Consider the following 22,792-nt stretch of genomic DNA (forward strand, 5'->3'; position numbering starts at 1 on the left):
GAGGGATAAGAGTGAAAATACCCTTTTGCCTGAACATCAATTTGCAGCGGGACAACGGACCTGTCCCCAATCGGAGAAAGGGATGGTCCTTATCAAAAGAATTATCAGTAGTTTGTATATCGTTGCAGGTTTTATATGTATGGGAATAGGAATCATAGGTATCATCCTGCCTGTTGTACCGACGACGCCACTTTTATTGTTGGCTTCCTTTTTCTTTGTGAGGGGCTCGAAAAAATTTGAGGTTTGGTTTAAAGGTACATGGATATATAAGAAGCATTTAGAAAGCTTTGTAAGAGAAAGAAGTATGACGTTGAAGCAGAAAATCACGATCCTGTTATTCGCTGATTTTACCATCGCTTTTCCATTTTTCATTTTGGATAGCATCCTGATTAAAATCATGTTCATTCTGATTGTCATTTATAAATACTATTATTTCATTTTCAAAATAAAGACAGTAAAGAAAAATCCTAAATTTACATAGAAAGAGGTTCAGTCCAAACGTCAAAGACGTAAGGACTGAACCTTTTTCCATTACCATAATGGCGGTTTGACGACCATGAACCAAAGCATCGCTAATAACAGAATGAGATAGATCCAAACGGTCCGCTTCAGTTTAGCAGCAAGCTCAGCCTTATCATGACCTCCCTCCTCAAACTTCCGAAGCTTCGGTGAGAATGCCCTGGCCAAAAAGAACAGAGAGCAGAACATGATGATCAGTGTCATGATGATCCATGGTGTACGCCAGGTCCAGGGACCCAGCACGACAAGAAGTATCCCCGACCCGACCAGTACATGGCCGGTGTGCTTCGAGAGGCGGACGACAAAACGGAATGTCTCCAAATAGCTAATCAGTGCCTGGTCTTTTGCCACTCTCAGCTTGTTAGCTATCGGTAAAAGTACGAAGAAGGGTCCGATTGAGGCTATCGCACTGAGTACATGTATGTAAATAATGATTCTGTATGTGATATCCATCCTTGCACCGACTATTCGTTAGCTGGACTGAACTCATGCACCCATACTCTCATGTGTGGAAGCCATGGCATGCCTGGGTGATAGGATAAAATGGACTCTTTATATTGTTCAACAGTCTCATAACCCTCATGACGGGCATGTTCATCCGTCAATTCCCCGAGTGACTGGGAATACACGCTGTTCACGATGTATTTTTTCCCTTCCATTTCCATGATCTCACCTACATCGGCATATCTTCCATTGCGGCGTGTTGCGGTTTTCTTGCCTTCCAAAACTTTTTTTACATCATCCGGCATGGTAACGAGCCGATCGATGGTACAGGTTTTTGGTGGCAGCGTATTGTTTGCTTCATTGTTAGTCACAAAAAAACTCCCTTCAACTTATGTATCTCTCATACTTTATCATACTTTTTTCAGGTAGAACTATAAAACCAATCATTAAAGTGTTAAACTTTACATTTAATGAACCGTATTGGAGCAACAATAGTATTGGCAAATCCTGGTCATACTATGTTTAACATTCGAGAATATTCTAGGAGGATGTAGGATGAATATGAATAATAACGATATCTTAATCAGATTAAGATATGCGCTGGACATAAAAAATACGGAAATGGTAGAGATATTCAATCTTGGAGGCATTAAAACAACAAAAGAAGAAGTGTTGAAGATGCTGGTAAAAACCAAGGACAGCTATTATGAAGATGACAATGATACAGATGAAAGCGAAGAGGAAGAGAATGTGGAAGTGGATAATTTCACGCTGGAATCCTTCTTGAATGGCCTTATCATCATTAAAAGAGGAAGACAAGATCCAAAGCCAGGCCATCCTGATAAACCGGATATGTCCATCAAGAATCACGGTAGTGTGAATAACGTGATGCTGAAGAAAGTAAAAATTGCCCTAGCGTTAACAACGGAGGATATGATCGAAATTTTGCAAGACGCAGGAGTCAATATTACAAAAGGTGAATTGGGTGCTCTCTTAAGAAAGGAAGGCCACAAGAACTATAAACCATGTGGAGATCGTTATGCCAGAAACTTCTTGAAGGGATTGGCTTATAGATATAGGGATTAATCTGAACAGATGATTGATGAAATGTACCTTATATAGTAGACATTGTCTATTTATAGGGTATTTTTTATTTAGAATTCATGGTTGGTTCGACTTTTTGTTCAAGCTTCCAATTTCACTCGTTTTACAAGATAATAATAGAAAGTACATATTTGCAAGGGGAGATTTTTGTATGCCTATGACTGAAGGATTTATTGAAGTAACAGGTGGCAAGGTGTGGTATCAGAGACATGATGCGATGACGGATAGGACACCTGTTATTGTTTTGCACGGGGGACCTGGGTCTTCCCATTATTCCTTGCAAGGGTTGCGAGTTCTGGCAGAGGATCGTCCTGTTATTTTTTATGATCAATTGGGATGTGGCAATTCTGATCGTCCAAATGACACTTTTTTATGGAATCTTGATCGGTTTGTGGAGGAGTTGGGACAAATAAAAGAGGCTCTTTCTCTGGATGAGTTCCACATACTTGGTCACTCGTGGGGCACAACGCTCGCTGCAGCCTATTATTTATCAAAACCGGAAGGCGTGAAAAGCATCATCTTTTCAAGTCCTTGCCTTAGCGCTCCGTTGTGGGCGGAGGATCAGGAAAGAAATCGGAAGCTTTTGCCTCTTGATGTTCAACAGACGCTAAAAACTTGTGAGGCAAATGGAACAACCGACTCTAAGGAGTACAAGGACGCAACCACTATATTTAATAAGCATTTCGTTTGCAGACTTGACCCGTTTCCAGAGTTTCTTAAAAAGGGAGCTCATTATAAAAATCCGGAAGTGTACAATATTATGTGGGGTCCTTCGGAGTTTCATGTCACTGGCAACCTGAAAGATTTTGACTGTACATCAGAATTAAAAGACATTCATGTTCCAACCCTCTACACTTGTGGTCGTTACGATGAAGCGACTCCTGCCTCAACTGAGTACTTCAGCTCATTAACACTGGAGGGGAAATTTCACGTGTTTGAGCAAAGCGCACATATGCCGTATCTGGAAGAACCAGAAGAGTATGTGCGCGTCATCGGGAGTTTTTTGAAGGAAGTCGATGATAAAAAGTAATTGATAGATTTGAATATAAAGTTTGCAAACCACCCTAATGCTACAAAAAATAGGGTGGTTTTTTTATTTCCTTAGAAACTCGAAATAAGGGGCCAGACCCCTATTTACAATATTTGAAAGGATATCAATCGTACAAGCAAACGAGAGAGAAGAAGTGCATAGGATAGTAGCACTAAATATATCGCAATTGAGCGATGTTCTTACATTTACATAATTGTTTTCAACGTTTTAATGTCTTTTCATAAAGTAAATTGACAACAAGGGGAACGATAATGAAAAAAACATGGCTGTTGGGATTTGGGTTCTTTAGCATCAGCATTGGCTGGTCACTGTATAACGGATTTGTTCCATTCTTTTTGGACAATTATATCGCCAGTACGGCGTTGATCGGATTCCTGATGACGATAGATAATTATATCGCACTTTTTTTGCAGCCATATATCGGACAAAAGAGTGATCGAACAAATACGCGCTATGGTCGACGGATGCCTTATTTGCTTATCGGGATACCAATGGCCGCTTTATTTTTTGCTCTCATACCCTTTCACACCAGCCTACTAACCTTGATTGTTTTTATGGTCTGTATGAATTTATCAATGGCCATTTTCCGTTCACCGACCATTGCTTTTATGCCGGACATTACCCCGGAACCCATGCGCACGAAAGCAAATGGTATCATCAATTTCATGGGTGGATGCGGGGCGATTTTGGCATTCAGTGCAGGATCCTTTTTGTTTCATCTTGATGAATCCTTCCCTTTTTTATTGGTTTCAGCACTTTTCCTATTTGCGCTATGGATCGTCTATAAAAACATTAAAGAAAATAGGGATGCCATTTCCTATACCGTAACGACTGCGCATAAGTTTAATTACAAAAAGGAACTAAGTAGTCAAACACTTTTCTTGTTGGCAGCCATTTTTTTCTGGTTCATTTCGATACAGGGAATGGAGGCATTGTTCACCTTGTACGGGGTAAATGAACTTGGGTTATCCAAAAGTGCATCCGCGTTTTCTTTAGCCTTCTTTTCATTAACCTTTGTCGCCTCCGCGATTCCCTGTGGGTTGCTAGGAGCAAAATACGGCAAGAAAAAAATGATTGTGATTGGTATAATCGGTTTAACAATCGTGTTTCTCCTGCTGAATTGGGCGGATTCCGTTTTCTTTTTGCGATCTCTGCTTCTGGTTGGAGGGATGTTCTGGGCGTGTATCAATATTAATGCTTACCCATTTATCATTTCTACAGGAGGTAAAGAAAGCTATGGTGCCCGCACAGGCTTATACTATCTCGTTTCTTCGTTAGCCGCCATCATCTCTCCACCGACTTTGGGCCTGCTGATCGACATATTCGGATTTGGCATCCTCTTTTTTGCAGCGGCCGTAAGTATGCTTGCTGCGTTAGTTTGTATGCTTAAAGTGAAGCATAGGGAGGGGAGTCTGGATATAGGAAAAGAGGATTTGGGGCAATTATGAAACAAAAGTATCAGATTAATTCGTATTGAATTATCCTGATACTTTTGTTGTTTATTGAGAATGTATGATAGATTTAATCATCTATGCTGATCTACAAGAATTTGATTGCCATCTGGATCTTCCAATGTAAAATAAGCTGGTCCTTCAGTTGCTTCATCTGCTTCAGTCTGCACGGTTATTCCTTTTTCTTTCAGCTCCCTTTGAAGCTCTCGTACATCCGTAAATGATTCTAGATTCTCCGCATTTTCATTCCATCCTGGATTAAAAGTCAAAATGTTTTTTTCAAACATTCCCTGAAACAACCCGATAATACAATTTTCATTCTTCATAATAAGGTAATTGTGGGAAATATCACCGCCTAATGACTGAAATCCAAGCTTTTCATAGAATGTTTTAGAGATTTGAAGATCCTTTACAGTTAAACTTATAGAAAAAGCTCCAAGTTTCATTTTTCCATCTCCTTTAAAAAGAATTGTTATGTAGGGGAAAATCATGTGGTATTTTCAGTATATAGGTGCAGTTAAGAATAGACAATATTCACCATTGTTATTGAACCTACTTCATTGGAAATTTACAGGTTCAATCTGAATGCTTTTACAATAATCCCGTCATTTGCAGGTTCAAAGTCGTGATCGGGAGTATGGAGAAATCCGAACTGGGTATACAATTGAATGGCGCCTTCCATGAATTCACCGGTGTGAAGGCCAATGGCAGGGTAGCCTTTGTTTTTGGTCCTGATGATGCATTCTTTTACCAGGGCGGAAGCAACACCTTTCCCCCTGGAAGAGGGCACCACTGCCAACATCCGGATCTCGGAATGCTCAAGCACGTCCCCGAAACCCTCATATGCTTTTATTTTTGGTGGGAATAACACGACACTCCCAAGAATTTTTCCGTCAGACTCGGCTACGATGATCTCCACCCCTGTCTGCAGATCGGCTTCTGACAGGATGGATTTCTTTAATGCCTCCCAATGTGCTTCGGGAAGTATGGGAGCATATTCTTGGTAAGCCTCTACCCGCTGTTGGCGAATGGAAGGAATTTCGTTTGGCATGGCGTCTCTCAGAATCATTTCACCCACTCCTTTAGAAAACATATAGAAATTTATCAGACTTCTTGCTCAGTCGCTCACGATGGTGTGGCATATTCCATCCGGATAAATCTGGTCCCTTCGGCAGGATTTTCATATCCTCTTTATCTACGAAAATCGTGATGGATACATGGTAGTGCTTTTTGATGGCATCAAAGTCTGTTGTATCGCCAAAGCATGGCGTCTGATATAGATCACGTACATATCCCCAAAGATTAGGAAACTCTTTTATTAGATTTCTGTTTGTGTTGAATGCGGAGTAATAGGCCACATCGAACCGTACCAAGGTGGAATAGAGCCGAACATCTGTATCGGTGATGTAATCGCCGAACAGGAAGCGTTGTGTGGAGAGGCGATCCTCCAACTCATCCAATCTTGTAAACAATCGGTCATAGGCTTCTTCGTATACCTCTTGGGACAGGGCAAAGCCGCATTTATATACCCCGTTATTGATATCATTGAATATGACCTCGTTCCACGCATCGATGTCCGTCTGTATATGTTCAGGGTACAAATTCGGTGCCTGTTCTTTATGAAACGGGCTCCAAGCGGTCTCCAGGTAGTTGGTCAGCTTAAAGTAGTCGTTGTTTGCCACCTGCATGCTCTTAAGATCGACCATCACCGGAACCGTAGGCCTACCGCTGTATTCCTGATCAGTCTTTTTATAGATTTCACTCATGTATCTGATTCCCAACACAGGGTCGACGCCTGCTTCATCCAGGGAAAACTCCCAATCTACTTGCGCAGTCTTGGGACGGAGAGGGCTCGCTGTTCCTAAGCTGATTACCTTATCCAGGCCAAGCAGATTCCTTACAATGACTGTCCGATGGGCCCAAGGACAAGCCGGTGTCCAGAGGAGGCGATAACGGTGCGCCTCAACCGGCAGTTCACCCGGATTGTTTCCAAATGGAGTAGTAAATCGATTTGTCTGCCTTTTGAAAGAACCGTCTGTGGAAATCTCCTGTGCTTTATTTTGTACCAAGTATCATCATCTCCTTGTAGTGATGGTTAAAAGTAGCCTTTAAGGTATTTTATTACTATTTTTATTTTTCAGTCAATTTTAAGCGAGGTTTGATTTTATTTCATAATTGTGAAAGATTTTCCTGTTTGATTCGACTATGTTTATGTACAGTGAAAAGAGGGGGTGCAGGATGGAGCGGAACGAACAGATACAGAATTGGTATAGGGAATATGCAGATGGAATTTATCAATATCTAATATATTATACAGGAAATAAGGATGTGGAGGATTTGGTACAGGAAGTGTTTATACGTGCTATACAGAGCTTCCACACCTTTAGGGGAATTTCCTCACCAAAAACGTGGTTATATAGTATCGCTCGACATGCAGCAATGGATCGTGTCAGGAAAAAGAGGTTCAAATGGCTGCAGTTCGAATTTCTTCATACCGTGAAATCGAGCGAAAAGACTCCCGAAGAAATACTAAATGCTTCAGAGGAGATAAAAGATCTCTATGATTCATTAAGGAAGTTGAAAGCAAGCTATCGGGAAGTTCTCATTCTGCGGGGGATAAAGGATTTTACTGTATCTGAAACTGCAGAAATATTGAACTGGAGCGAATCGAAAGTGAGTCTAACATGTCATAGAGCCATTCATGCATTAAAGGAAATCCACCAAGACAAAGAAAGGGGGGATTAGGATGAGAAACAACCTCAAAGACCAGGAATATCTGAAGAAGTTAAATAGAATGCCAAAAATGGAAATCAATCCTGACAGAAAAGAGTTTCACTTACAATCTATCACACAATATGAGCAACAATTTCAGAAAACCGAAAAAAGCAGGAGCCGAGTGCGGATGTGGAAGTACGGTGTGATTGTAGTGACTTCAACAATGCTTCTGTTCATGTTATTTAATACGGACAACGGGAAACGTCTTGCCACTGACTTATGGAAAAGTCTAAATGAAACATTAAAAGAAAAAGAGGCAGACCATGCTATCACTGACCCCTTGACTTTGCAGAATCTGGAAAAAGTGGAACTTGAGGAAGGCATGAGTGTGGTGGATTATAAGTCGGATAATATGGAACGTGGCGATAACCCTTATAATTATCTGCTCAGGTCACTGGTCATTTCACAAAATGGTAACGGGGAAAATCTTCGCAGAGGGGAAGTTGTTTATTATGTTGAGCCGGGAAACACATTCCAGGATATACACTCAGATAATAATAGAATCGCCCGAATCATTGCCATGCCTGGAGAAACCATAGAAATAATTAACGGGCAAATTTTCATAGATGATAGGATGCTTGAAACCTTCTATGGAGATGGAGCCGACAACATTCGCAACAGGGACCAAGTGGAGGACTACAATTTTGCAAAAATGAAGATTCCAAAAGGCCATTACTTTGTCATGGGAGACTTATGGTGGCGAAGCGTGGACAGCAGGACATACGGGCCCGTTCCGGTAGAAAATGTTATTGGGATAGTGGAGGGATATAGATGAAGCGAGCCAGGGGCTAGCCACCCGGTTGGTTATTGATTGATATTTTAGGCAGTCATAGATTAATAGGTGAGGGAATCTAAAGCACCGAATAATACCAGGAGGCAGTAAAAAGCGATGCTAGAGGGAATCAAAAAACCTTGTATGAGAGAACCAATGAACCTATACCATTGTTTTTTTATCTTATTGCAGGAATTCATATTTCGTATATCGAAATGGTAATGGAACAGATTGGAAGGAGTGTGGAATATGATTACTGTAAATAAGAGTGACATTATAGAGGATTTTCACGGGACGAAGGTTGCGGATCCTTATCGTTGGCTGGAGGATAGCAGTTCGGAGGCAACATTGGCATGGGTGGAAGATAGAGAAAAGGAATGTATGGCTTATTTTGCTGAAATAGAGTCAAAGTCCAACGATAAGCAACGTTTGACGGAGCTTTGGAATTTTCCAAAACATTTTGTGCCGAAAAAGGTGAAGGACAAATTATTTTATCAAAAAAATGATGGGCTGCAGAATCAGGCTGTCCTTTATATGAAGCAAGACGGAGTGGAGAAAGTCATCCTTGATCCGAATAGCCTTTCAGATGACGGGACGGTTGCGATGACGGATTTTTCGGTAGGTAGGGAAGGGCGGTATGTTGCCTATTCTACAGCAGCTAACGGCAGCGATTGGCAGGAGGTTAAAGTCCGGGATGTTACGACCTGTGAAGACTTGGTCGATGTCATACAATGGGTGAAATTCACGGCGGTTGTCTGGTCACCGGATGGAAAAGGCTTTTATTACAGTAGGTTCCCGAAGCCCGGCACGATTGCAGACGAAGAGGAAGGTACACATCATAAAGTGTTCTACCATCAGCTCGGTACAGATCAAAGTGAAGATATCCTATTGCACGAACAGCCAGAAGAGAAGGAATTGATGTTTACTCCAATCTTATCTGAGGACAAGCAATATCTTTGCTTGCATGTGAATTTCGGCACCGCATCTGAAAATCGTTTCTATTATAAGGATATCGAAAAGGATGAGAGCTTTACTAAGCTATTGGATCAGCAGGATGCCGAATATTCTTTTATCACGAATGAAGGAACGGTCTTTTACTTCAAAACGGACCTTCATGCACCAAAAATGCGTGTAATCGCAATAGATTTATTGAGTCCTGAGAGGGAAAACTGGAAGGAAATCATTTCTGAACAGGCAGCGGTGATGGAGTACATCAAATTTGTCGATGGAAAATTTGTAATGGTCCTGTCGCAGGATGCACACCATACTATCCATATTTATGATAAAGAAGGCAGGTTTGAGCAGGAAATCGAGCTTCCTTTCATCGGATCATTAACGGATTTGACGGTGAACAGTGGGAGCACCGAGATGTATTTTGGCATCACATCTTTCACTAATCCTACCACTGTTTATCATTATGATTTTTCAATGAATGAATTGACATTGGTGTCGGAATCCAGCATTCCTTTTGAACGGATGGATTATGAAACGACCCAGGTATTCTATCCATCCAAGGATGACACGAAAATCCCGATGTTTCTCGTCCACAAAAAGGGGTTGGAATTGGATGGTCAAAATCCAGTCATTCTGTATGGCTACGGAGGATTCAATGTGAGCTTGACGCCTTCCTTCAATCCGGCAATCCTTCGCTGGCTGGAAAAGGGCGGTGTGTATGCGGTCGCGAATCTGCGTGGTGGCATGGAATATGGGGAGGAGTGGCATAAAGCAGGGATGCTTGAAAACAAGCAGAACGTATTTGATGATTTCATTGCAGCAGGGGAATGGCTGATCGAGAACAAGTATACCTCCACTGAGAAGCTATCTATCATGGGAGGTTCCAATGGCGGACTGCTCGTTGCCGCTTGCATGGTGCAGCGTCCGGATTTATTCGGGGCAGTGATCTGCAGAGTTCCGGTTATCGATATGCTGCGATATCATAAGTTTACCATCGGGAAGTACTGGATACCTGAATATGGAAACGCCGAGAATCCTGAACATTTCCCATTCATGTATGCCTATTCACCGCTTCATAATGTCCGGGAGGGTGTAAAGTATCCACCGATTTTAATAGCGACGGCAGACAGCGATAACAGGGTGGTACCGGCACACGCAAAAAAATTTACTGCGATACTGAATGAAAAAGCGGATCCATCCACGACCGTCATCCTTCGCCTCGAAAAGAAAGCGGGTCACGGACTTGGAAAACCAACATCGAAGCAGATCGATGAATGGGTGGACTTTTATGCGTTTTTGGAGAAAGAGTTAAAAGAATAAGAAAGATACTTAACAGAAATCGGGTGCCATTCTTATTTAAAAGAATGGTGCCTGTTTTTTTATGTATGTACCATTTTATTAGATATACACATTTTTCTTTTGGAATAGTGTAACTTTTAATAGAGTCAGCCGTCTTTAAGGCAAGTAATTATTCATCAGGTTCTTTCGGTAAAGAGAGGTGAACGTACAACGTGCAGGAAGAAAAGGCAAAAGAGAAATTGAAAGAATGGTACCAGCTATATAGTGACGATATTTTTCGTTATATTTTGATGATGGCAGGAGATCAGGAACGGGCAAAGGACCTGACCCATGACACGTTTCTGAAAGCCTATCATAGCCTGTCTTCATTTAAAGGGGAGACGAGCGATAAAAATTGGCTATATCGCATTGCCAGAAATGTCACCATCGATGATATGAGAAAAAGAAAGCCGTTAAGGTATTTGTTGGATTCCTTCGCATCCCTTGCTTCCCATGATCCCTTGCCGGAAAAAGTTGCCCAATTGGGAGAGCAGGAGGAAGAGCTTTATCGTGCCCTCCAAGCAATCAAGCGTTCCTATCGGGAGGTCATCATTTTACGAAAAATAAAAGAATTGACCATCAAAGAAACGGCAGAGGTACTAGACTGGACCGAAAACAAGGTGAAAGTAACTTTATTCAGGGGATTGGAGGCATTAAAGAAACAAATGATAAAGGAGGGCTACAAGCATGAAACATACTGAGGAAAGTGTATTTTATCGGGAGTTTAGAAGCTATGAGTCTATGGAAATGAAGGAAGCGGATAAAAGGGAGGTTTATTCCAGGCTGATGAATAGTGTGGAATTACCAAAGAAGAAAAGATTGTTCAGGGATGTTTTCAATCCTGTCGTTTCCGCCGTTCTAGCAGCCGCATTTCTCTTGGTTGGAGGTTATTTTGTAGCGAATCAGATTCTCCAGGAGGATTCTGTTCAACAAGCAAGCCCAACTGCGTATGAAGGGGTGGAGAAGCAGTTATCTGACACGTTCAACAAAGAGGTTATTATACCGAATCATCCTAAGTATCATGCGCAAATGGTATGGGTTCCATATTCCGGCTCATCTATAGGTGGGGGAACATATGAAAGAGATAGACCATTAGGAGCAACAATTATATACAAGGCTGAAAGCAATACTTTGGATAATAAGGATCTTGAAAAACTGAGGGAAATGGGCGACTTTGTTTACGGCAAACCTGTTATCAATCCATTTAAAGATGTCCATTCTGAAATAAGAGTCGATATTTCCAATGTAAATGCTATTTCCGGCGAGGAGATAGAGAGTATTGAAGGAACAAGAATCTATTATAAGGAAATTGAAATGGATACTGATAGATATATCAAATATAGCTTTTTACTTAATCACCTAACATATTCCTTTTCCCATAAAGTGACCGGACCAGAAACTCCGACTGAAGCAAGAGCATTTGTTACATCATTCCTGAAACAGGTAAACGATTGAGCCAAGGGGCCAGACCCCTTGGCTTTATTTAGCGTTATTTTTGTTTGTATCAAACATATTCTCCGAGACCTTATTCAGTTTTGCCAGGAATCGGTTGAAGCCGAAGCCGATGAAAAAGGCGATGCTGATTTCTGCATAGGGATGGTCCTTATTATGGTTGGTGAATTCGATGAATAGGATGCCGCTTTCAATCAGGGTCACTGCAATCACCGCTGTACCTGTCGCAAAGAGCGGGTAGAAGATATACATGATCCATTCTCTGGGGTTTTGAAGTTCATCCTTCATATAGTGGGTGCAGAACATATAGAGATGCCTAAGCGAACCACCGATCGCGCCTGCAAAGAAATAATAGAGAAGCTGCTCCATTCCTGCGACTTCCGGTAAGGCTTTTACGAGTTGCCCTGTCCATAGAAACCCGACTGCGATGAAACTCCCGAAGAACAGGAGGAATAGGTAAGTGAGAATCACTGCAATTAACCAGTTTTTCACGATAATCACCTCCATGTATCCTATGGGAGAAGAGGGATTTCGTTACTTTCTCGCATCGAACAAGCAATCTAATACAAAATAAGGAAGATTTCTGCTATTGTAGAAGCAAGTGGACCTGAACTGACAGGAGTGAGAAGAATGTTCTGGAAAAAGAAATACCTATCGGGACAACAGAAAACTGAGATCATTGATATGGAAGAGATAAACGGACAAACGAAAAACAAAGCGGCTGAATATCTCAAAGATATGAACAAACTTAAAAATCTGCTAAGAAGAGCGGAAAATAAAGCAAAGAAAAAAGAAGTAGACAAAGGCTTTGTCCAAGAAACATGGGAAAGCCTGAAAACGATGTTTGAGCTTGTGAAGGCGTATATAAAAGGTGACTACAGGAATATCCCCTATGGCTCCCTCTTGATGATTATCGGCGCCATCCTTTACTTTGTGATGCCGCTCGATACCATACCCGATGCGATGGTGGCACTCGGATTTACCGATGATGCAGCGGTAATTGCTCTTACCTATCGGAAGGTGAAGAAGGACATCGATAAGTTCGTGGAGTGGAAGCAGGAGCATGATGTGAATACCCCGGCAGAAGGTGAAGATAATGAGTCAACATAATGAAGAAAGCTATGAAAAAGCCATACATAATGCAAAAGCATCCATGGAACTTTCCGGTTTTACCATAACCCAAGAACATATGGAACTGGTGAGGGCTAAACTGAAAGGTGAAATAACGGAAGAAAAGTTTTTGAAAAAAGTGCTGGAACAAGCGAAAAAGAGATAGCACTACGCTATCACCAAGGGGGAATTATTATGGAACTAGGAATTAGTACTTTCGTCGAAACAACACCAGATCCCATTACGGGAGAGGTAATCAGCCACGCCAAGCGGATCCGTGAGGTGGTGGAGGAGATTGTTCTTGCAGATCAGGTAGGATTGGATGTTTTTGGAGTGGGCGAGCATCATCGGGAGGATTTCGCTGCTTCATCTCCGGCAATGCTTCTTGCAGCAGCTGCGTCACAGACGAAACGAATCCGTCTGACGAGTGCAGTGACGGTTCTTTCTTCAGCAGATCCGGTACGAGTGTTCCAGGACTTTGCGACGCTTGATGCCATATCAAATGGCAGGGCGGAAATTATGGCAGGCAGAGGCTCTTTTATCGAATCCTTCCCACTGTTTGGATTTGATTTAAAAGATTACGATGAATTGTTTGAAGAAAATCTGGAGCTGTTGCTGAAAATCCGTGAATCCGAAAAAGTCACGTGGAGAGGTGGTCATCGACCAGCTATACATAATCTTGGGGTGTATCCACGCCCAGTACAGGATCCGTTGCCGGTTTGGATTGGCAGTGGTGGAAATGCCGAATCGGTTGTACGTGCCGGGATGCTCGGTTTGCCGCTGGTGCTCGCCATCATAGGGGGCAGCCCTGAACACTTCAAACCGCTTGTCAAGCTTTATAAGCGGGCTGCGAGCCGGGCGGGTCATGATGTTTCCAAGCTTCCGGTAGCATCACATTCCCATGGCTTTATTGCAGAAACATCAGAAGTGGCTGCGGATAAATTTTTCCCGTCCACACAATATGTGATGAATAAACTCGGCCGGGAACGCGGATGGGGAAGATATGAACGTGCAACATTTGATGCGGCCAGGAGCTTTGACGGTGCCCTTTATGTAGGAGATCCGGAGACTGTTGCTGAAAAAATCATCCACCTCCGCAAGAACGTCGGCATCACTCGTTTCATGGTACATATCCCGGTTGGCACGATGCCTCATGATGAAGTGATGAAGGCTATTGAGCTTTTTGGGAAAGAGGTAGCCCCTATTGTCCGGGAGGAAGTGGGGAAATGGGAAGCTGAGGGTGGAGAATAAACTTAATCTCTAATCTCAGTTAGGAGGATTAACGTGGAAGTAATTGGTATCATTGGTACGATTTCCATATTTTATCTGCTTAGAGTCTTTTTTGATAAGAATTACTCCAAATCATTTTGGGGAGTCTGTGTGGATGTTGGAATTACGGTTTTTATCATTTTACTTTTGCAATATATTATCAAGTGGTTCATAAACTAAAAAACTTCTTGACTACCAATTTCACTTTTCTGTATGTTGTATATATAAAAGAACACTACATGTCTGATCGATAGCCTGTAGTGTTTCTTTTTATCTGATATCGAAACGTTTCGAATGAATTGTAAGCGGTTTAATTAAGGGGAGGGAATACAATGATCATTCAATTAACAGAGCAGGAAAAGGCAAACAGAAAATTAGATCCGGAAACATTGGCAATTGCCGTGGAGCAGGTCAAGGCAAATGGATATATAGTGTTTGATAGTGTGATTCCAGAAGAAAAGATTACAAATATCCGTAACCATTTCGATCCTTTGTTCGATGAGTTCATCGAGCGCAAGGGATATAATACAGGGACGAATCGTGCGCAGATGTTCCTTCCTTTCATGGAGCCATTCATTGACGAGGATGTAATCTGCCATCCGATAGCGACTGCGGTCATTGATGAGTTGCTTGGAAAATGGAATCATTGTAACTACTTTGCATCCGATACGCCGATGCCTGGTTCAGACTACCAGAATGCACATTGCGATATCATGCCGCTTTTCCCTGAATTGGCGATTCCGTTGCCGGTATTCAGTCTTGTGTTGAATATTCCATTAGTGGATGTGACGGAAGAGAACGGACCCCTTGAGGTATGGCCAGGAGGTACACATCAGAATCCTGACCGTGCAAATCACGATACGCTGGACAATTCGGTGAATCCGCATATGCATATCGTCCGTGCTGCTGAACACATGTATTCCGAAAAGGTATACATGAAAGCAGGTTCCATTGTGATCCGCGATATCCGCATGTGGCACCGCGGTACGCCGAACAGATCGGATTATCGCAGAACGAACCTTGCGATGATCTTCAACAGAAGCTGGTATGGAGCGGGCTCATCCATCGATATCCCGCAAGAGACATATGATAAGCTTTCTGAAAAGGCGAAAGAGCTATATCGCATGGAGAAGATTGGCAACAAAGTGAAGATGCCTTGGGAATGGTAAAATAGAAATGAATAAAAGCCCGAAACGCTGAAACGTTTCGGGCTTTTCCATATTTCCTCAGAAACACTTAAAGCCATATTTTATTTCTTCAGTCAGAAGTATTTCATGCAAGCAGGGACATCTGTATTCTCATTTTTAAAAAAACAAAAGAAATTAGGAGAGTTGAACATCTATGAAAGTACTAATAATTGTAGCTCATCCCAATCTGGAAGACTCAAAGGTGAATCGGGTGTGGAAAGAAAGGCTGGAGCAGGAAGGTATGGTAACAGTACATGACATATACAGCGAATATCCTACAGGGGAAATCGATGTGGAAAGGGAGCAGAGTCTGCTGCTTAAGCACGATCGAATCCTATTCCAGTTTCCCTTTTACTGGTTCAGTACACCTTCTCTGCTTAAAAAATGGCAGGATGAAGTCTACACCTATGGTTTTGCTTATGGGACAGGAAACAAACTGAAGGGTAAGGAATATGGGCTTTTGATATCGGCAGGAAAACCGGAGGAATCCTATCGTCCTGAAGGTACCAGTAAACATACGATGGAACAGTTCCTTTTGCCGCTTTCGGAAACAGTATTGCTTACAGAAATGAAATATCTGCAACCTTTTATACTTTACAGTGCACCTCATATAAGTGAAAAGGAAATTTCGGAAAGTGCAGAATTCCTCGTTGAACATGTCACAGCTACTACATTTAATAGACTTAAATAGAGGAAAAAAGGTGAATCATGAAATTGTAATTGCTGGTATGTAAAAAATACAAAAATCAAAAAAGGTACTCCTGCGTTGCTTTGAGCAGGGAGTACCTTTTTTCTTATCTAGTGGCTACAATCGATTTTCTCTTATACAACAAGGATCCAATGGAAAAGGCAACCACCCCCCAAAGCACCAATGTTCCGATTCCAAGCCAGAGTGTACCTGTAAATATGCTGGTCTGATAGGCCATGCTCTCCCTTAACACATCCGCAAAATGGGTGAGCGGGAGGATGTTGGACAGGGGCTGCAGCCAAGTTGGCATGGTTTCGATCGGGAAGAAGACACCGCTCAGGAACATCATGAGGAAGTTGACGATATTGGCCATCCCCATGTACGCTTCCGTTGTTTTACTGAAGGAGGAAAAGAAATATCCCAATGCATTAAATGCCAGGGCACCAATCAGGAACACGACGATGAGGCTGAGGAAGTTGATATATAGATTTGCACCAAAAATAAATACGCCGATTACCGAAAGCAGGATGATTTGCACAATACTGAAAAGGAGACGCATTGACATATCGCTAAGTCCGAAAATCTCCATATTGGCAGGCGTCATCCGCAGCCTTTTGATCAAGCCTTTCCGGCGCATTTCCACCAGATCGATCATGCCGAACATGCCTCCTTGCGCTATGGCCAGTGCAATCATCCCTGTCAAAAGGAAGTCTGTATAGCTGAGTTCCGTGTTCCCTGATGTGACGGTTTCAAACTTCATGTCATAGGTAGGGGTGGCACCGGCTGCAAACAGATTTGCCTGCTGAATGAACTTATCAAGGATGCCTGATAGAGCCTGTGCTGTTACACCTTGTTCGTTTTCCTTGTTCACAATCAGGGTGATGGAGGTAGCTTCCTGTGACTCCGGCAGGATAATGGCGGCATCTACTTCCTTTTCTTTTACCCATTCCTCCGCCTGCTCTCTGCTTACAGGTTCATCCGATTTCACATCAAGTACAGAAAGTTGATGGATCTGATTCAGGACCATTTCCGAAGTCGGGTTCGGCTGTTCATTTACAATTGCCACCTCGGAGTTGAATTCATCATCAGAGTCTCCGGTGAAAATGACCATGAAGACGACCATCAGGATGACAGGGAAAAAGATCCCCCAGAACCACGCCTGCTTTTCTCTAAGGGTCAACTTCAACTGAGCTGCAAACATTTTCTTGAACTGTTTGAAATTGTTCATGCTAATCCCTCCATTCCTTGCCGGTAAATGCGATAAAAACATCCTCCAGGCTCATTTCACGTATGGAGACCTGCTCAATCTGATATTCTTGTTCTTTTGTAAACTTAAAAAGGTCATAGAGAGTGTCCTCGGGTTTTGGTGTCCAGATAGTTAGGGAGGTCGCATCTCTCTCTGTCCGCGAGACGGATGAAAGACCTTTGGCAAATATCGCCCCCTCTTCTGCAGCCTCTTCACCGTCAAGGAAGGATAAACGCACTTCTCTTTCTACTGTCAGCTTTTCAATGAGTGCAGCAGGGGAATCGAGTGTTACGATCCTCCCCTGGTCCACGATGCAGACCCTGTCACTAAGCTTCTCCGCTTCTTCCATATAATGCGTAGTTAAAATGATCGTTTTCCCGAGTGACTTCAACTGTAGGATGATATCCCAGATATTGCGGCGTGCCTGTGGATCAAGGCCCGTTGTTGGTTCATCAAGGAAAATGATCTCGGGGTCGCTGATCATCGCGAGTCCGATGGCAAGTCGTTGCCGCTGACCTCCCGAAAGATTCTTCACTCGATTTCGTCGGTGCTCCGTAAGATTGATCATGGCGAGGATATCCTCTGTCGAACGTGCTTTTCCATAAAAGGTAGCGAAAAGCTCAAGGTTCTCCTCGGGCGTCAAAAGATCGAACATGGCGCTTGATTGCGGTTGGACCCCAATCATCATCTTGATGGCGTTGGCATTTCTATTCCAATCCAAATCCCCAAAATGAATGTGACCATGATCAGGCGTCACCAGGCCCTCTATCATTTCCAACGTGGTCGTCTTTCCCGCTCCATTCGGCCCGATGATGGTGAACACCTCACCTGCTTTCACCTTGAAACTGATATCCTGTACTGCATGAATGGCTCCAAATGATTTCTTGAGCTCTTTTACTTCTAAAACGGTGGTCATGAGATTCTCCTCGCTTTCCACGAAACTATGAGGCTAGCCAATAGGTGGTCCATGAAAGGACCTAACATTTACTATTATATTTAGCAATTTTTTCGTTATGGCTAAAAAATCAAATTTTACAAATGGAGGCGTTTTGTTGGAAAAAGGTATATGTCGTTGGATGTCGAATTGATACAACAGAATCTTTTGTAAAAAGAGTAGTCAGGGGGATTGAAGATGGAGTGGGATGCGATTGTGATTGGCGCAGGGCTTGCGGGCCTTGTTGCGACAGCCGAGATAGCGGATGCGGGTAAAAGGGTGATGCTGTTGGATCAGGAGCCGGAAGCTTCACTCGGAGGACAGGCCTGGTGGTCGTTCGGAGGATTGTTTCTGGTGGATTCGCCCGAGCAGCGACGAATGGGAATAAAGGACTCAAAGGAGCTGGCATGGCAGGATTGGCTCGGGACTGCCGGTTTCGACCGCTTGGAGGATGAGGATTACTGGGCCGGGAAATGGGCACAGGCATATGTGGATTTTGCAGCAGGGGAAAAACGTGAGTGGCTCACCAAACTGGGAGTTCGCTTTTTTCCGGTGGTCGGTTGGGCGGAGCGAGGAGGATACCTCGCTGAAGGGCATGGCAACTCGGTACCCCGTTTTCATATTGTTTGGGGAACAGGCCCAGGGATTGTTGCCCCATTCGAAAAAAGAGTGAGAGAGCACATGGAAAATGGGCTCGTCGAATACAGGCCGCGTCATCGGGTGAATCGGCTGATTACGGAAAATGGTGCGGTAGTCGGAGTGGAAGGGGACATTCTCGTACCTAGTTCTGCTGCACGAGGGGAAAAGAGTTCAAGAGAAGTTGTCGATAGTTTCTCCTACCGGGGCAATGCTGTTCTGGTTTCGAGCGGCGGGATCGGAGGAAACCATGAACTTATTCGGAAAAACTGGCCCAAACGTTTGGGAGAGGCTCCTAAACGAATGTTGTCGGGGGTGCCCGAGCATGTGGATGGCCGAATGCTTGCTATTTCGGAAGAAGCAGGAGGCAGGGTTGTAAACCGCGATCGTATGTGGCATTACACGGAGGGAATCAAAAACTGGAATTCCGTCTGGAGTCAGCATGGCATCCGGATCCTGCCTGGTCCATCCTCTATGTGGTTTGATGCAAAAGGACAGCGTCTCCCAGCACCAAACTTCCCGGGGTTTGATACGTTAGGGACACTGGATGCGATTCAGAAGACTGGCTATGACTACTCGTGGTTCATTTTGACCCGGAAAATAATAGAAAAAGAATTTGCGCTCTCAGGTTCGGAGCAGAATCCCGATCTGACAGGGAAAAGCATCAAGAAGGTGCTAAGCAGAGTCCTGCCGGGAGCACCTGCTCCGGTAAAGGCTTTTATGGATAAAGGAGAAGATTTTATCGTTGCGGAAAGTTTGTCAGAACTGGTGGAAGGGATGAACAAACTGACCGGAGAAAATCTACTGGACTTTACGACAATTGAAAGACAGATCAAAGCGCGCGACAGGGAGATGGATAACAAATTCACTAAGGACCTTCAAATAACGGCAATAAGAGGTGCACGGAACTACCTCGGTGACAAACTGATCCGAGTGGCTCCCCCACATAAAATGCTGGATTCGAAAAACGGACCGCTGATCGCCGTCCGCCTCAACATCGTCAGCCGCAAAACACTCGGCGGCATCCAAACAGACCTGTCAGGCAGAGTATTGAACCAAGCGGGAGAAGTAGTTCCGGGACTCTACGCCGGAGGCGAAGTATCAGGCTTCGGCGGCGGCGGAGTCCACGGCTACAGAGCAATGGAAGGCACATTTCTTGGCGGCTGCCTCTTTTCGGGGAGAGTAGCCGGAAGAGCCATAGGGACAGGTCCCTCTGTCCCAGCAAGTAAGAATTCCGAAGTGACTCATGATGCAGACCGAGTGTCACTGTAATTTTAATTAGAATCCATGTCTTAAGGAAGGGAGGAGCTTGTACTGATCATTCACAACACATCACGAGAGTTTCTAAAAAACTATGAACCAACTGAAGCATACATTAATGAATATTTTAGGAAGTATTCCCTACATTTCGAAGAGTATTTCAAGTATCATTGCAAAAATGTGCAAGAAAAAATGAAGGTGGCAGTCCCAAAGCACCTGGAAAAACTGCCCTATCTAAAGATGATGAGTGAGTCGATGCCACGATTGATCCAAGAGATTGCCACACGATATGAGGAAAGGTTTCATGTCAAGTTCATAAAAGACGTACATCTCCTGGTTGGTATCTATGGATCAAATGCCTTTACCTATCGCCAAATAATCCCGGAAATTGCTTTCTGTTTAGAAAAGCTTTCCTCTAATGAATTGCACCAGGAATGTATTATTGCACATGAATTTGGTCATGCCTTACATAATATGCTCTCGGACCAGGAAGGGATGGATTGGGCCGGCGTGGATTGGAATAGTCCTTACACCTGGCTGCTGCAGGAGGGATGCGCGATCCACTTTTCCAAACAGGCGGTGGATGCAAGAGAGGATGAATATTTTGCTTTTGAGGAAGATCTCGAGTGGCTGGACTTTGTTCAACGCAATTTGACAGCAATTATGAGTAGTTTCCTAGAAGACATGAACACATTGTCTCCAACAGATATATTCCGAGAATGGTTTTCCATTAATGGTGGAACAAAATATGGCTACACACGCCTTGCGTATTATATTGGTTATAAGCTTGTCGAAAAGCTGATAAAGGAGTACGGTGAAATAGGTGCCGTAACAATTTGGCAAAAGGAAGACTATAAAGAATTACTTCATGAAATGTTAGGAGAGATTGAATCTTGAAAGCAATCATTTTTGATATGGACGGAACCCTATTCCAGACAGATAAAATATTGGAGCTGTCATTGGACGATACATTTGAACACTTAAGGCAGATCGGGGAATGGGACACAGAAACACCGATTGAAAAATACCGGGAAATCATGGGCGTTCCGATACAAATCGTATGGGAAACATTAATGCCGCTCCACTCCAATGAGCTTAGAGAAAGTGCCAATACTATTTTTCACGAAAGACTGATAGAAAACATTCGGAAAGGACAAGGAGCCCTGTATCCCAATACAGTGGAAGCATTAACCATCCTGAAAGAAACGGGCTTCTCCATCTTTATTGCGAGCAATGGGCTTACCGAATATCTCAAAGCGATCGTCGATTATTACCATCTCGACACATGGGTAACGGAAACCTTCAGCATTCAGCAAATTGATTCATTGGATAAAGGCGAGTTGGTAAAAGGTATTGTGAATAAGTATTCCATCACTTCTGGGGCTGTTGTTGGTGACAGGCTGACAGACATCAACGCTGCCAAAGCTAATGGACTTTCAGCGATAGGGTGCAATTTTGACTTTGCTAAAGTAGAAGAGCTTGCGCAGGCGGATGTGGTGATTGATGATCTCTTTGAATTGAAGGAGGTAGTGAATAAGACTTTTACCATAAATTTGAAGTAGAAACGTAACTTAAGAGAGGAATAAAATGAAATACATCGAATTCGGCATCGGAAACAAATGGCTATTGAGGACAGAAACGGAGCTAGAGGATGGCAGTGAATATGAGGAAAAAGGCATCAAAGGTCCAATAAAGTTACAGTCGGTATACATTAGGGTCTGGATTGGGAGAAGGGTATTTGTTTTGGACTCAAGTGATGGGTTGAAACTGGCACGAAAAGACCGGAATGCAGTAAAGGTGGTTATTGGGATGGTAAGTGGATAGGTAAATCTGTTATGAACAAGTTTAAGGGCGGAGAACTAAAAGGTTTTCCGCCTTGAATTTTGAATAGCGGGTGTCGAAAAATGTCTATTGTTGTCTTTTATGCATAAATTCAGATTTTTCACCGCAAAGCACTTTATGCGATGGTAGGGCCTTTCCGTTAGCCCTATAAAATAAAGAAAAACAAAGGATGGCCCAGAATTTACTCTCTGTTTGCATCTTTTAGTTCAAAAAGCACCTGGTTACGCCGGTACTTCTTACATTTTAAGCCCTAGAGTGCAAAATAAGCAGCAAAATCTTTACTCGAGACTGAATTATAAATAGTTTCCCAATATTCGTTGACAGGAATATTCCTCATGGGGTATATTGTAAATATGAAAGTAATTAATGTGTTAGCTGAACCAAAGCGGATGCTTATTGTTGAACTTTTGCGCCTAGGCCCTCTATCCGTGGGGGAGATTGCTGAACATTTGGGACTCAATCAGCCTCAAGTCTCGAAACACCTCAAAGTTCTCGGCGATGCCGGCATTGTGGAAGTGCAGCCAATAACCAACCGCAGAATTTACAAGCTCCGGCCAGAACCCTTCCAAGAACTTAACACCTGGGTGGAGTCCTATCTCAAGATCTGGGATGAAAGGTTTGACAATCTTGACGACTATCTCCTAAAAATGCAAGGAAAGGATTCTATTTCTGAAGACAAAAAGACCGAATAAGACATCATTGGAGAATAGGTGGAGATTGCTACCAGCTTTGATTTTCTGAAAAAAGTTAATAATTTTAT

Annotated in this window: 28 protein-coding genes; 20 read left to right on the top strand and 8 right to left on the bottom strand. The window is 43.1% G+C overall.

All coding sequences use genetic code 11. The features are described 5' to 3' along the window. The first annotated feature begins 25 nt into the window (after positions 1-25). A complete protein-coding gene (locus ACFVAD_RS19340; RefSeq protein ID WP_386643902.1) occupies positions 26-481 on the top strand; it encodes a YbaN family protein in 456 nt (151 codons plus the stop codon). Positions 482-531: 50 nt separating this feature from the next. Here the strand turns inward: ACFVAD_RS19340 and ACFVAD_RS19345 are convergent, their stop codons facing one another. Then, entirely contained in the window at positions 532-972 is a 441-nt protein-coding gene (locus ACFVAD_RS19345) for a hypothetical protein (protein ID WP_386643905.1), read from the bottom strand. Between the two features lie 11 nt (positions 973-983). After that, positions 984-1,334, bottom strand: coding sequence for an ASCH domain-containing protein (locus tag ACFVAD_RS19350; RefSeq protein WP_386643908.1), 351 nt, complete (start codon positions 1,332-1,334; stop codon positions 984-986). Positions 1,335-1,518: 184 nt separating this feature from the next. Here ACFVAD_RS19350 and ACFVAD_RS19355 point away from each other — a divergent pair, with 184 nt between their 5' ends. From ACFVAD_RS19355 to ACFVAD_RS19365, 3 genes are all read left to right on the top strand, one after another. After that, positions 1,519-2,049 carry a YehS family protein gene (locus ACFVAD_RS19355; RefSeq protein WP_386643911.1) on the top strand — a complete coding sequence of 177 codons (531 nt, stop codon included), beginning with the start codon at positions 1,519-1,521 and terminating at the stop codon, positions 2,047-2,049. 169 nt (positions 2,050-2,218) lie between these two features. Then, a complete protein-coding gene (locus ACFVAD_RS19360) occupies positions 2,219-3,097 on the top strand; it encodes a proline iminopeptidase-family hydrolase (protein ID WP_386643915.1) in 879 nt (292 codons plus the stop codon). 272 nt (positions 3,098-3,369) lie between these two features. Continuing rightward, positions 3,370-4,566: an SLC45 family MFS transporter gene (locus ACFVAD_RS19365; RefSeq protein WP_386643918.1), complete on the top strand. Its 1,197-nt coding sequence runs from the start codon at positions 3,370-3,372 to the stop codon at positions 4,564-4,566. Between the two features lie 77 nt (positions 4,567-4,643). Here ACFVAD_RS19365 and ACFVAD_RS19370 read toward each other — a convergent pair whose 3' ends face one another. The 3 genes from ACFVAD_RS19370 to ACFVAD_RS19380 form a co-directional block, all read right to left on the bottom strand. After that, positions 4,644-5,015 carry a VOC family protein gene (locus ACFVAD_RS19370; protein ID WP_386643921.1) on the bottom strand — a complete coding sequence of 124 codons (372 nt, stop codon included), beginning with the start codon at positions 5,013-5,015 and terminating at the stop codon, positions 4,644-4,646. Between the two features lie 122 nt (positions 5,016-5,137). After that, entirely contained in the window at positions 5,138-5,638 is a 501-nt protein-coding gene (locus ACFVAD_RS19375) for a GNAT family N-acetyltransferase (protein ID WP_386643924.1), read from the bottom strand. 13 nt (positions 5,639-5,651) lie between these two features. After that, positions 5,652-6,638, bottom strand: coding sequence for a glutathione S-transferase family protein (locus ACFVAD_RS19380; protein WP_386643927.1), 987 nt, complete (start codon positions 6,636-6,638; stop codon positions 5,652-5,654). Between the two features lie 169 nt (positions 6,639-6,807). Here ACFVAD_RS19380 and ACFVAD_RS19385 point away from each other — a divergent pair, with 169 nt between their 5' ends. From ACFVAD_RS19385 to ACFVAD_RS19405, 5 genes are all read left to right on the top strand, one after another. Continuing rightward, positions 6,808-7,314 carry an RNA polymerase sigma factor gene (locus tag ACFVAD_RS19385; protein WP_386643930.1) on the top strand — a complete coding sequence of 169 codons (507 nt, stop codon included), beginning with the start codon at positions 6,808-6,810 and terminating at the stop codon, positions 7,312-7,314. 1 nt (position 7,315) lies between these two features. Continuing rightward, positions 7,316-8,119 carry a signal peptidase I gene (gene lepB / locus ACFVAD_RS19390; protein WP_386643933.1) on the top strand — a complete coding sequence of 268 codons (804 nt, stop codon included), beginning with the start codon at positions 7,316-7,318 and terminating at the stop codon, positions 8,117-8,119. 246 nt (positions 8,120-8,365) lie between these two features. After that, positions 8,366-10,390, top strand: coding sequence for a prolyl oligopeptidase family serine peptidase (locus ACFVAD_RS19395; protein ID WP_386643936.1), 2,025 nt, complete (start codon positions 8,366-8,368; stop codon positions 10,388-10,390). A gap of 191 nt (positions 10,391-10,581) precedes the next feature. Continuing rightward, positions 10,582-11,109: an RNA polymerase sigma factor gene (locus tag ACFVAD_RS19400; protein ID WP_386643939.1), complete on the top strand. Its 528-nt coding sequence runs from the start codon at positions 10,582-10,584 to the stop codon at positions 11,107-11,109. After that, positions 11,096-11,863 carry a hypothetical protein gene (locus ACFVAD_RS19405; RefSeq protein ID WP_386643942.1) on the top strand — a complete coding sequence of 256 codons (768 nt, stop codon included), beginning with the start codon at positions 11,096-11,098 and terminating at the stop codon, positions 11,861-11,863. Before ACFVAD_RS19400 ends, ACFVAD_RS19405 begins: the two co-directional genes overlap by 14 nt. Positions 11,864-11,887: 24 nt before the next feature. On the opposite strand, the gene ACFVAD_RS19410 is transcribed toward ACFVAD_RS19405, so the two are convergent. Next, positions 11,888-12,352, bottom strand: a complete 465-nt coding sequence (locus ACFVAD_RS19410; RefSeq protein ID WP_386643945.1) for a hypothetical protein — start codon at positions 12,350-12,352, stop codon at positions 11,888-11,890. 138 nt (positions 12,353-12,490) lie between these two features. Between ACFVAD_RS19410 and ACFVAD_RS19415 the strand changes: the two genes are divergently transcribed. The 6 genes from ACFVAD_RS19415 (at position 12,491) to ACFVAD_RS19440 (ending at position 16,117) form a co-directional block, all read left to right on the top strand. Beyond that, positions 12,491-12,970 carry a YkvA family protein gene (locus tag ACFVAD_RS19415; RefSeq protein ID WP_386643948.1) on the top strand — a complete coding sequence of 160 codons (480 nt, stop codon included), beginning with the start codon at positions 12,491-12,493 and terminating at the stop codon, positions 12,968-12,970. Next, positions 12,957-13,136: an antitoxin VbhA family protein gene (locus tag ACFVAD_RS19420; RefSeq protein ID WP_386643951.1), complete on the top strand. Its 180-nt coding sequence runs from the start codon at positions 12,957-12,959 to the stop codon at positions 13,134-13,136. The genes ACFVAD_RS19415 and ACFVAD_RS19420 overlap by 14 nt, the downstream gene beginning before the upstream one ends. Positions 13,137-13,165: 29 nt before the next feature. Further along, positions 13,166-14,221 carry an LLM class flavin-dependent oxidoreductase gene (locus tag ACFVAD_RS19425; RefSeq protein WP_386643954.1) on the top strand — a complete coding sequence of 352 codons (1,056 nt, stop codon included), beginning with the start codon at positions 13,166-13,168 and terminating at the stop codon, positions 14,219-14,221. Positions 14,222-14,254: 33 nt separating this feature from the next. Beyond that, the gene (locus ACFVAD_RS19430; RefSeq protein ID WP_386643957.1) at positions 14,255-14,419 is read left to right on the top strand and encodes a hypothetical protein; all 165 of its coding nucleotides are present in this window, start codon (positions 14,255-14,257) and stop codon (positions 14,417-14,419) included. A 152-nt stretch (positions 14,420-14,571) separates the two neighbouring features. Continuing rightward, positions 14,572-15,408, top strand: coding sequence for a phytanoyl-CoA dioxygenase family protein (locus ACFVAD_RS19435; protein WP_386643960.1), 837 nt, complete (start codon positions 14,572-14,574; stop codon positions 15,406-15,408). Positions 15,409-15,580: 172 nt separating this feature from the next. After that, complete coding sequence (locus ACFVAD_RS19440) at positions 15,581-16,117, top strand: NAD(P)H-dependent oxidoreductase (protein ID WP_386643963.1); 537 nt, start codon at positions 15,581-15,583, stop codon at positions 16,115-16,117. A gap of 103 nt (positions 16,118-16,220) precedes the next feature. On the opposite strand, the gene ACFVAD_RS19445 is transcribed toward ACFVAD_RS19440, so the two are convergent. Both ACFVAD_RS19445 and ACFVAD_RS19450 read right to left on the bottom strand, forming a co-directional pair. Further along, on the bottom strand, positions 16,221-17,342 hold the full coding sequence (locus tag ACFVAD_RS19445) for an ABC transporter permease (RefSeq protein WP_386643966.1): 1,122 nt from the start codon (positions 17,340-17,342) through the stop codon (positions 16,221-16,223). Position 17,343: 1 nt separating this feature from the next. Next, positions 17,344-18,276: an ABC transporter ATP-binding protein gene (locus ACFVAD_RS19450; protein WP_386643969.1), complete on the bottom strand. Its 933-nt coding sequence runs from the start codon at positions 18,274-18,276 to the stop codon at positions 17,344-17,346. 216 nt (positions 18,277-18,492) lie between these two features. Between ACFVAD_RS19450 and ACFVAD_RS19455 the strand changes: the two genes are divergently transcribed. The 5 genes from ACFVAD_RS19455 (at position 18,493) to ACFVAD_RS19475 (ending at position 22,724) form a co-directional block, all read left to right on the top strand. Beyond that, complete coding sequence (locus tag ACFVAD_RS19455) at positions 18,493-20,202, top strand: FAD-binding dehydrogenase (protein ID WP_386643972.1); 1,710 nt, start codon at positions 18,493-18,495, stop codon at positions 20,200-20,202. Between the two features lie 180 nt (positions 20,203-20,382). After that, positions 20,383-21,087 carry a hypothetical protein gene (locus ACFVAD_RS19460; RefSeq protein WP_386643975.1) on the top strand — a complete coding sequence of 235 codons (705 nt, stop codon included), beginning with the start codon at positions 20,383-20,385 and terminating at the stop codon, positions 21,085-21,087. Then, the gene (locus tag ACFVAD_RS19465) at positions 21,081-21,752 is read left to right on the top strand and encodes an HAD family hydrolase (RefSeq protein WP_386644087.1); all 672 of its coding nucleotides are present in this window, start codon (positions 21,081-21,083) and stop codon (positions 21,750-21,752) included. Before ACFVAD_RS19460 ends, ACFVAD_RS19465 begins: the two co-directional genes overlap by 7 nt. A 25-nt stretch (positions 21,753-21,777) precedes the next feature. Further along, positions 21,778-22,014, top strand: coding sequence for a DUF3977 family protein (locus ACFVAD_RS19470; protein WP_386643978.1), 237 nt, complete (start codon positions 21,778-21,780; stop codon positions 22,012-22,014). Between the two features lie 371 nt (positions 22,015-22,385). Continuing rightward, positions 22,386-22,724, top strand: a complete 339-nt coding sequence (locus ACFVAD_RS19475) for an ArsR/SmtB family transcription factor (RefSeq protein WP_386643981.1) — start codon at positions 22,386-22,388, stop codon at positions 22,722-22,724. The last annotated feature ends 68 nt before the right edge of the window (positions 22,725-22,792 follow it).

The organism is Sutcliffiella sp. NPDC057660 (assembly GCF_042800035.1).
Classification (GTDB): domain Bacteria; phylum Bacillota; class Bacilli; order Bacillales; family Bacillaceae_I; genus Sutcliffiella_A.

Excerpts from the sequence above, each read along its gene's own strand:
- ACFVAD_RS19345 (WP_386643905.1), bottom strand. The coding sequence starts at position 972 with ATGGATATCACATACAGAATCATTATTTACATACATGTACTCAGTGCG.
- ACFVAD_RS19355 (WP_386643911.1), top strand. The coding sequence starts at position 1,519 with ATGAATATGAATAATAACGATATCTTAATCAGATTAAGATATGCGCTG.
- ACFVAD_RS19360 (WP_386643915.1), top strand. The coding sequence starts at position 2,219 with ATGCCTATGACTGAAGGATTTATTGAAGTAACAGGTGGCAAGGTGTGG.
- ACFVAD_RS19365 (WP_386643918.1), top strand. The coding sequence starts at position 3,370 with ATGAAAAAAACATGGCTGTTGGGATTTGGGTTCTTTAGCATCAGCATT.
- ACFVAD_RS19370 (WP_386643921.1), bottom strand. The coding sequence starts at position 5,015 with ATGAAACTTGGAGCTTTTTCTATAAGTTTAACTGTAAAGGATCTTCAA.
- ACFVAD_RS19375 (WP_386643924.1), bottom strand. The coding sequence starts at position 5,638 with ATGATTCTGAGAGACGCCATGCCAAACGAAATTCCTTCCATTCGCCAA.
- ACFVAD_RS19385 (WP_386643930.1), top strand. The coding sequence starts at position 6,808 with ATGGAGCGGAACGAACAGATACAGAATTGGTATAGGGAATATGCAGAT.
- lepB (WP_386643933.1), top strand. The coding sequence starts at position 7,316 with ATGAGAAACAACCTCAAAGACCAGGAATATCTGAAGAAGTTAAATAGA.
- ACFVAD_RS19395 (WP_386643936.1), top strand. The coding sequence starts at position 8,366 with ATGATTACTGTAAATAAGAGTGACATTATAGAGGATTTTCACGGGACG.
- ACFVAD_RS19405 (WP_386643942.1), top strand. The coding sequence starts at position 11,096 with ATGAAACATACTGAGGAAAGTGTATTTTATCGGGAGTTTAGAAGCTAT.
- ACFVAD_RS19415 (WP_386643948.1), top strand. The coding sequence starts at position 12,491 with ATGTTCTGGAAAAAGAAATACCTATCGGGACAACAGAAAACTGAGATC.
- ACFVAD_RS19420 (WP_386643951.1), top strand. The coding sequence starts at position 12,957 with ATGAGTCAACATAATGAAGAAAGCTATGAAAAAGCCATACATAATGCA.
- ACFVAD_RS19425 (WP_386643954.1), top strand. The coding sequence starts at position 13,166 with ATGGAACTAGGAATTAGTACTTTCGTCGAAACAACACCAGATCCCATT.
- ACFVAD_RS19435 (WP_386643960.1), top strand. The coding sequence starts at position 14,572 with ATGATCATTCAATTAACAGAGCAGGAAAAGGCAAACAGAAAATTAGAT.
- ACFVAD_RS19440 (WP_386643963.1), top strand. The coding sequence starts at position 15,581 with ATGAAAGTACTAATAATTGTAGCTCATCCCAATCTGGAAGACTCAAAG.
- ACFVAD_RS19445 (WP_386643966.1), bottom strand. The coding sequence starts at position 17,342 with ATGAACAATTTCAAACAGTTCAAGAAAATGTTTGCAGCTCAGTTGAAG.
- ACFVAD_RS19450 (WP_386643969.1), bottom strand. The coding sequence starts at position 18,276 with ATGACCACCGTTTTAGAAGTAAAAGAGCTCAAGAAATCATTTGGAGCC.
- ACFVAD_RS19455 (WP_386643972.1), top strand. The coding sequence starts at position 18,493 with ATGGAGTGGGATGCGATTGTGATTGGCGCAGGGCTTGCGGGCCTTGTT.
- ACFVAD_RS19460 (WP_386643975.1), top strand. The coding sequence starts at position 20,383 with ATGAAGGTGGCAGTCCCAAAGCACCTGGAAAAACTGCCCTATCTAAAG.
- ACFVAD_RS19470 (WP_386643978.1), top strand. The coding sequence starts at position 21,778 with ATGAAATACATCGAATTCGGCATCGGAAACAAATGGCTATTGAGGACA.
- ACFVAD_RS19475 (WP_386643981.1), top strand. The coding sequence starts at position 22,386 with ATGAAAGTAATTAATGTGTTAGCTGAACCAAAGCGGATGCTTATTGTT.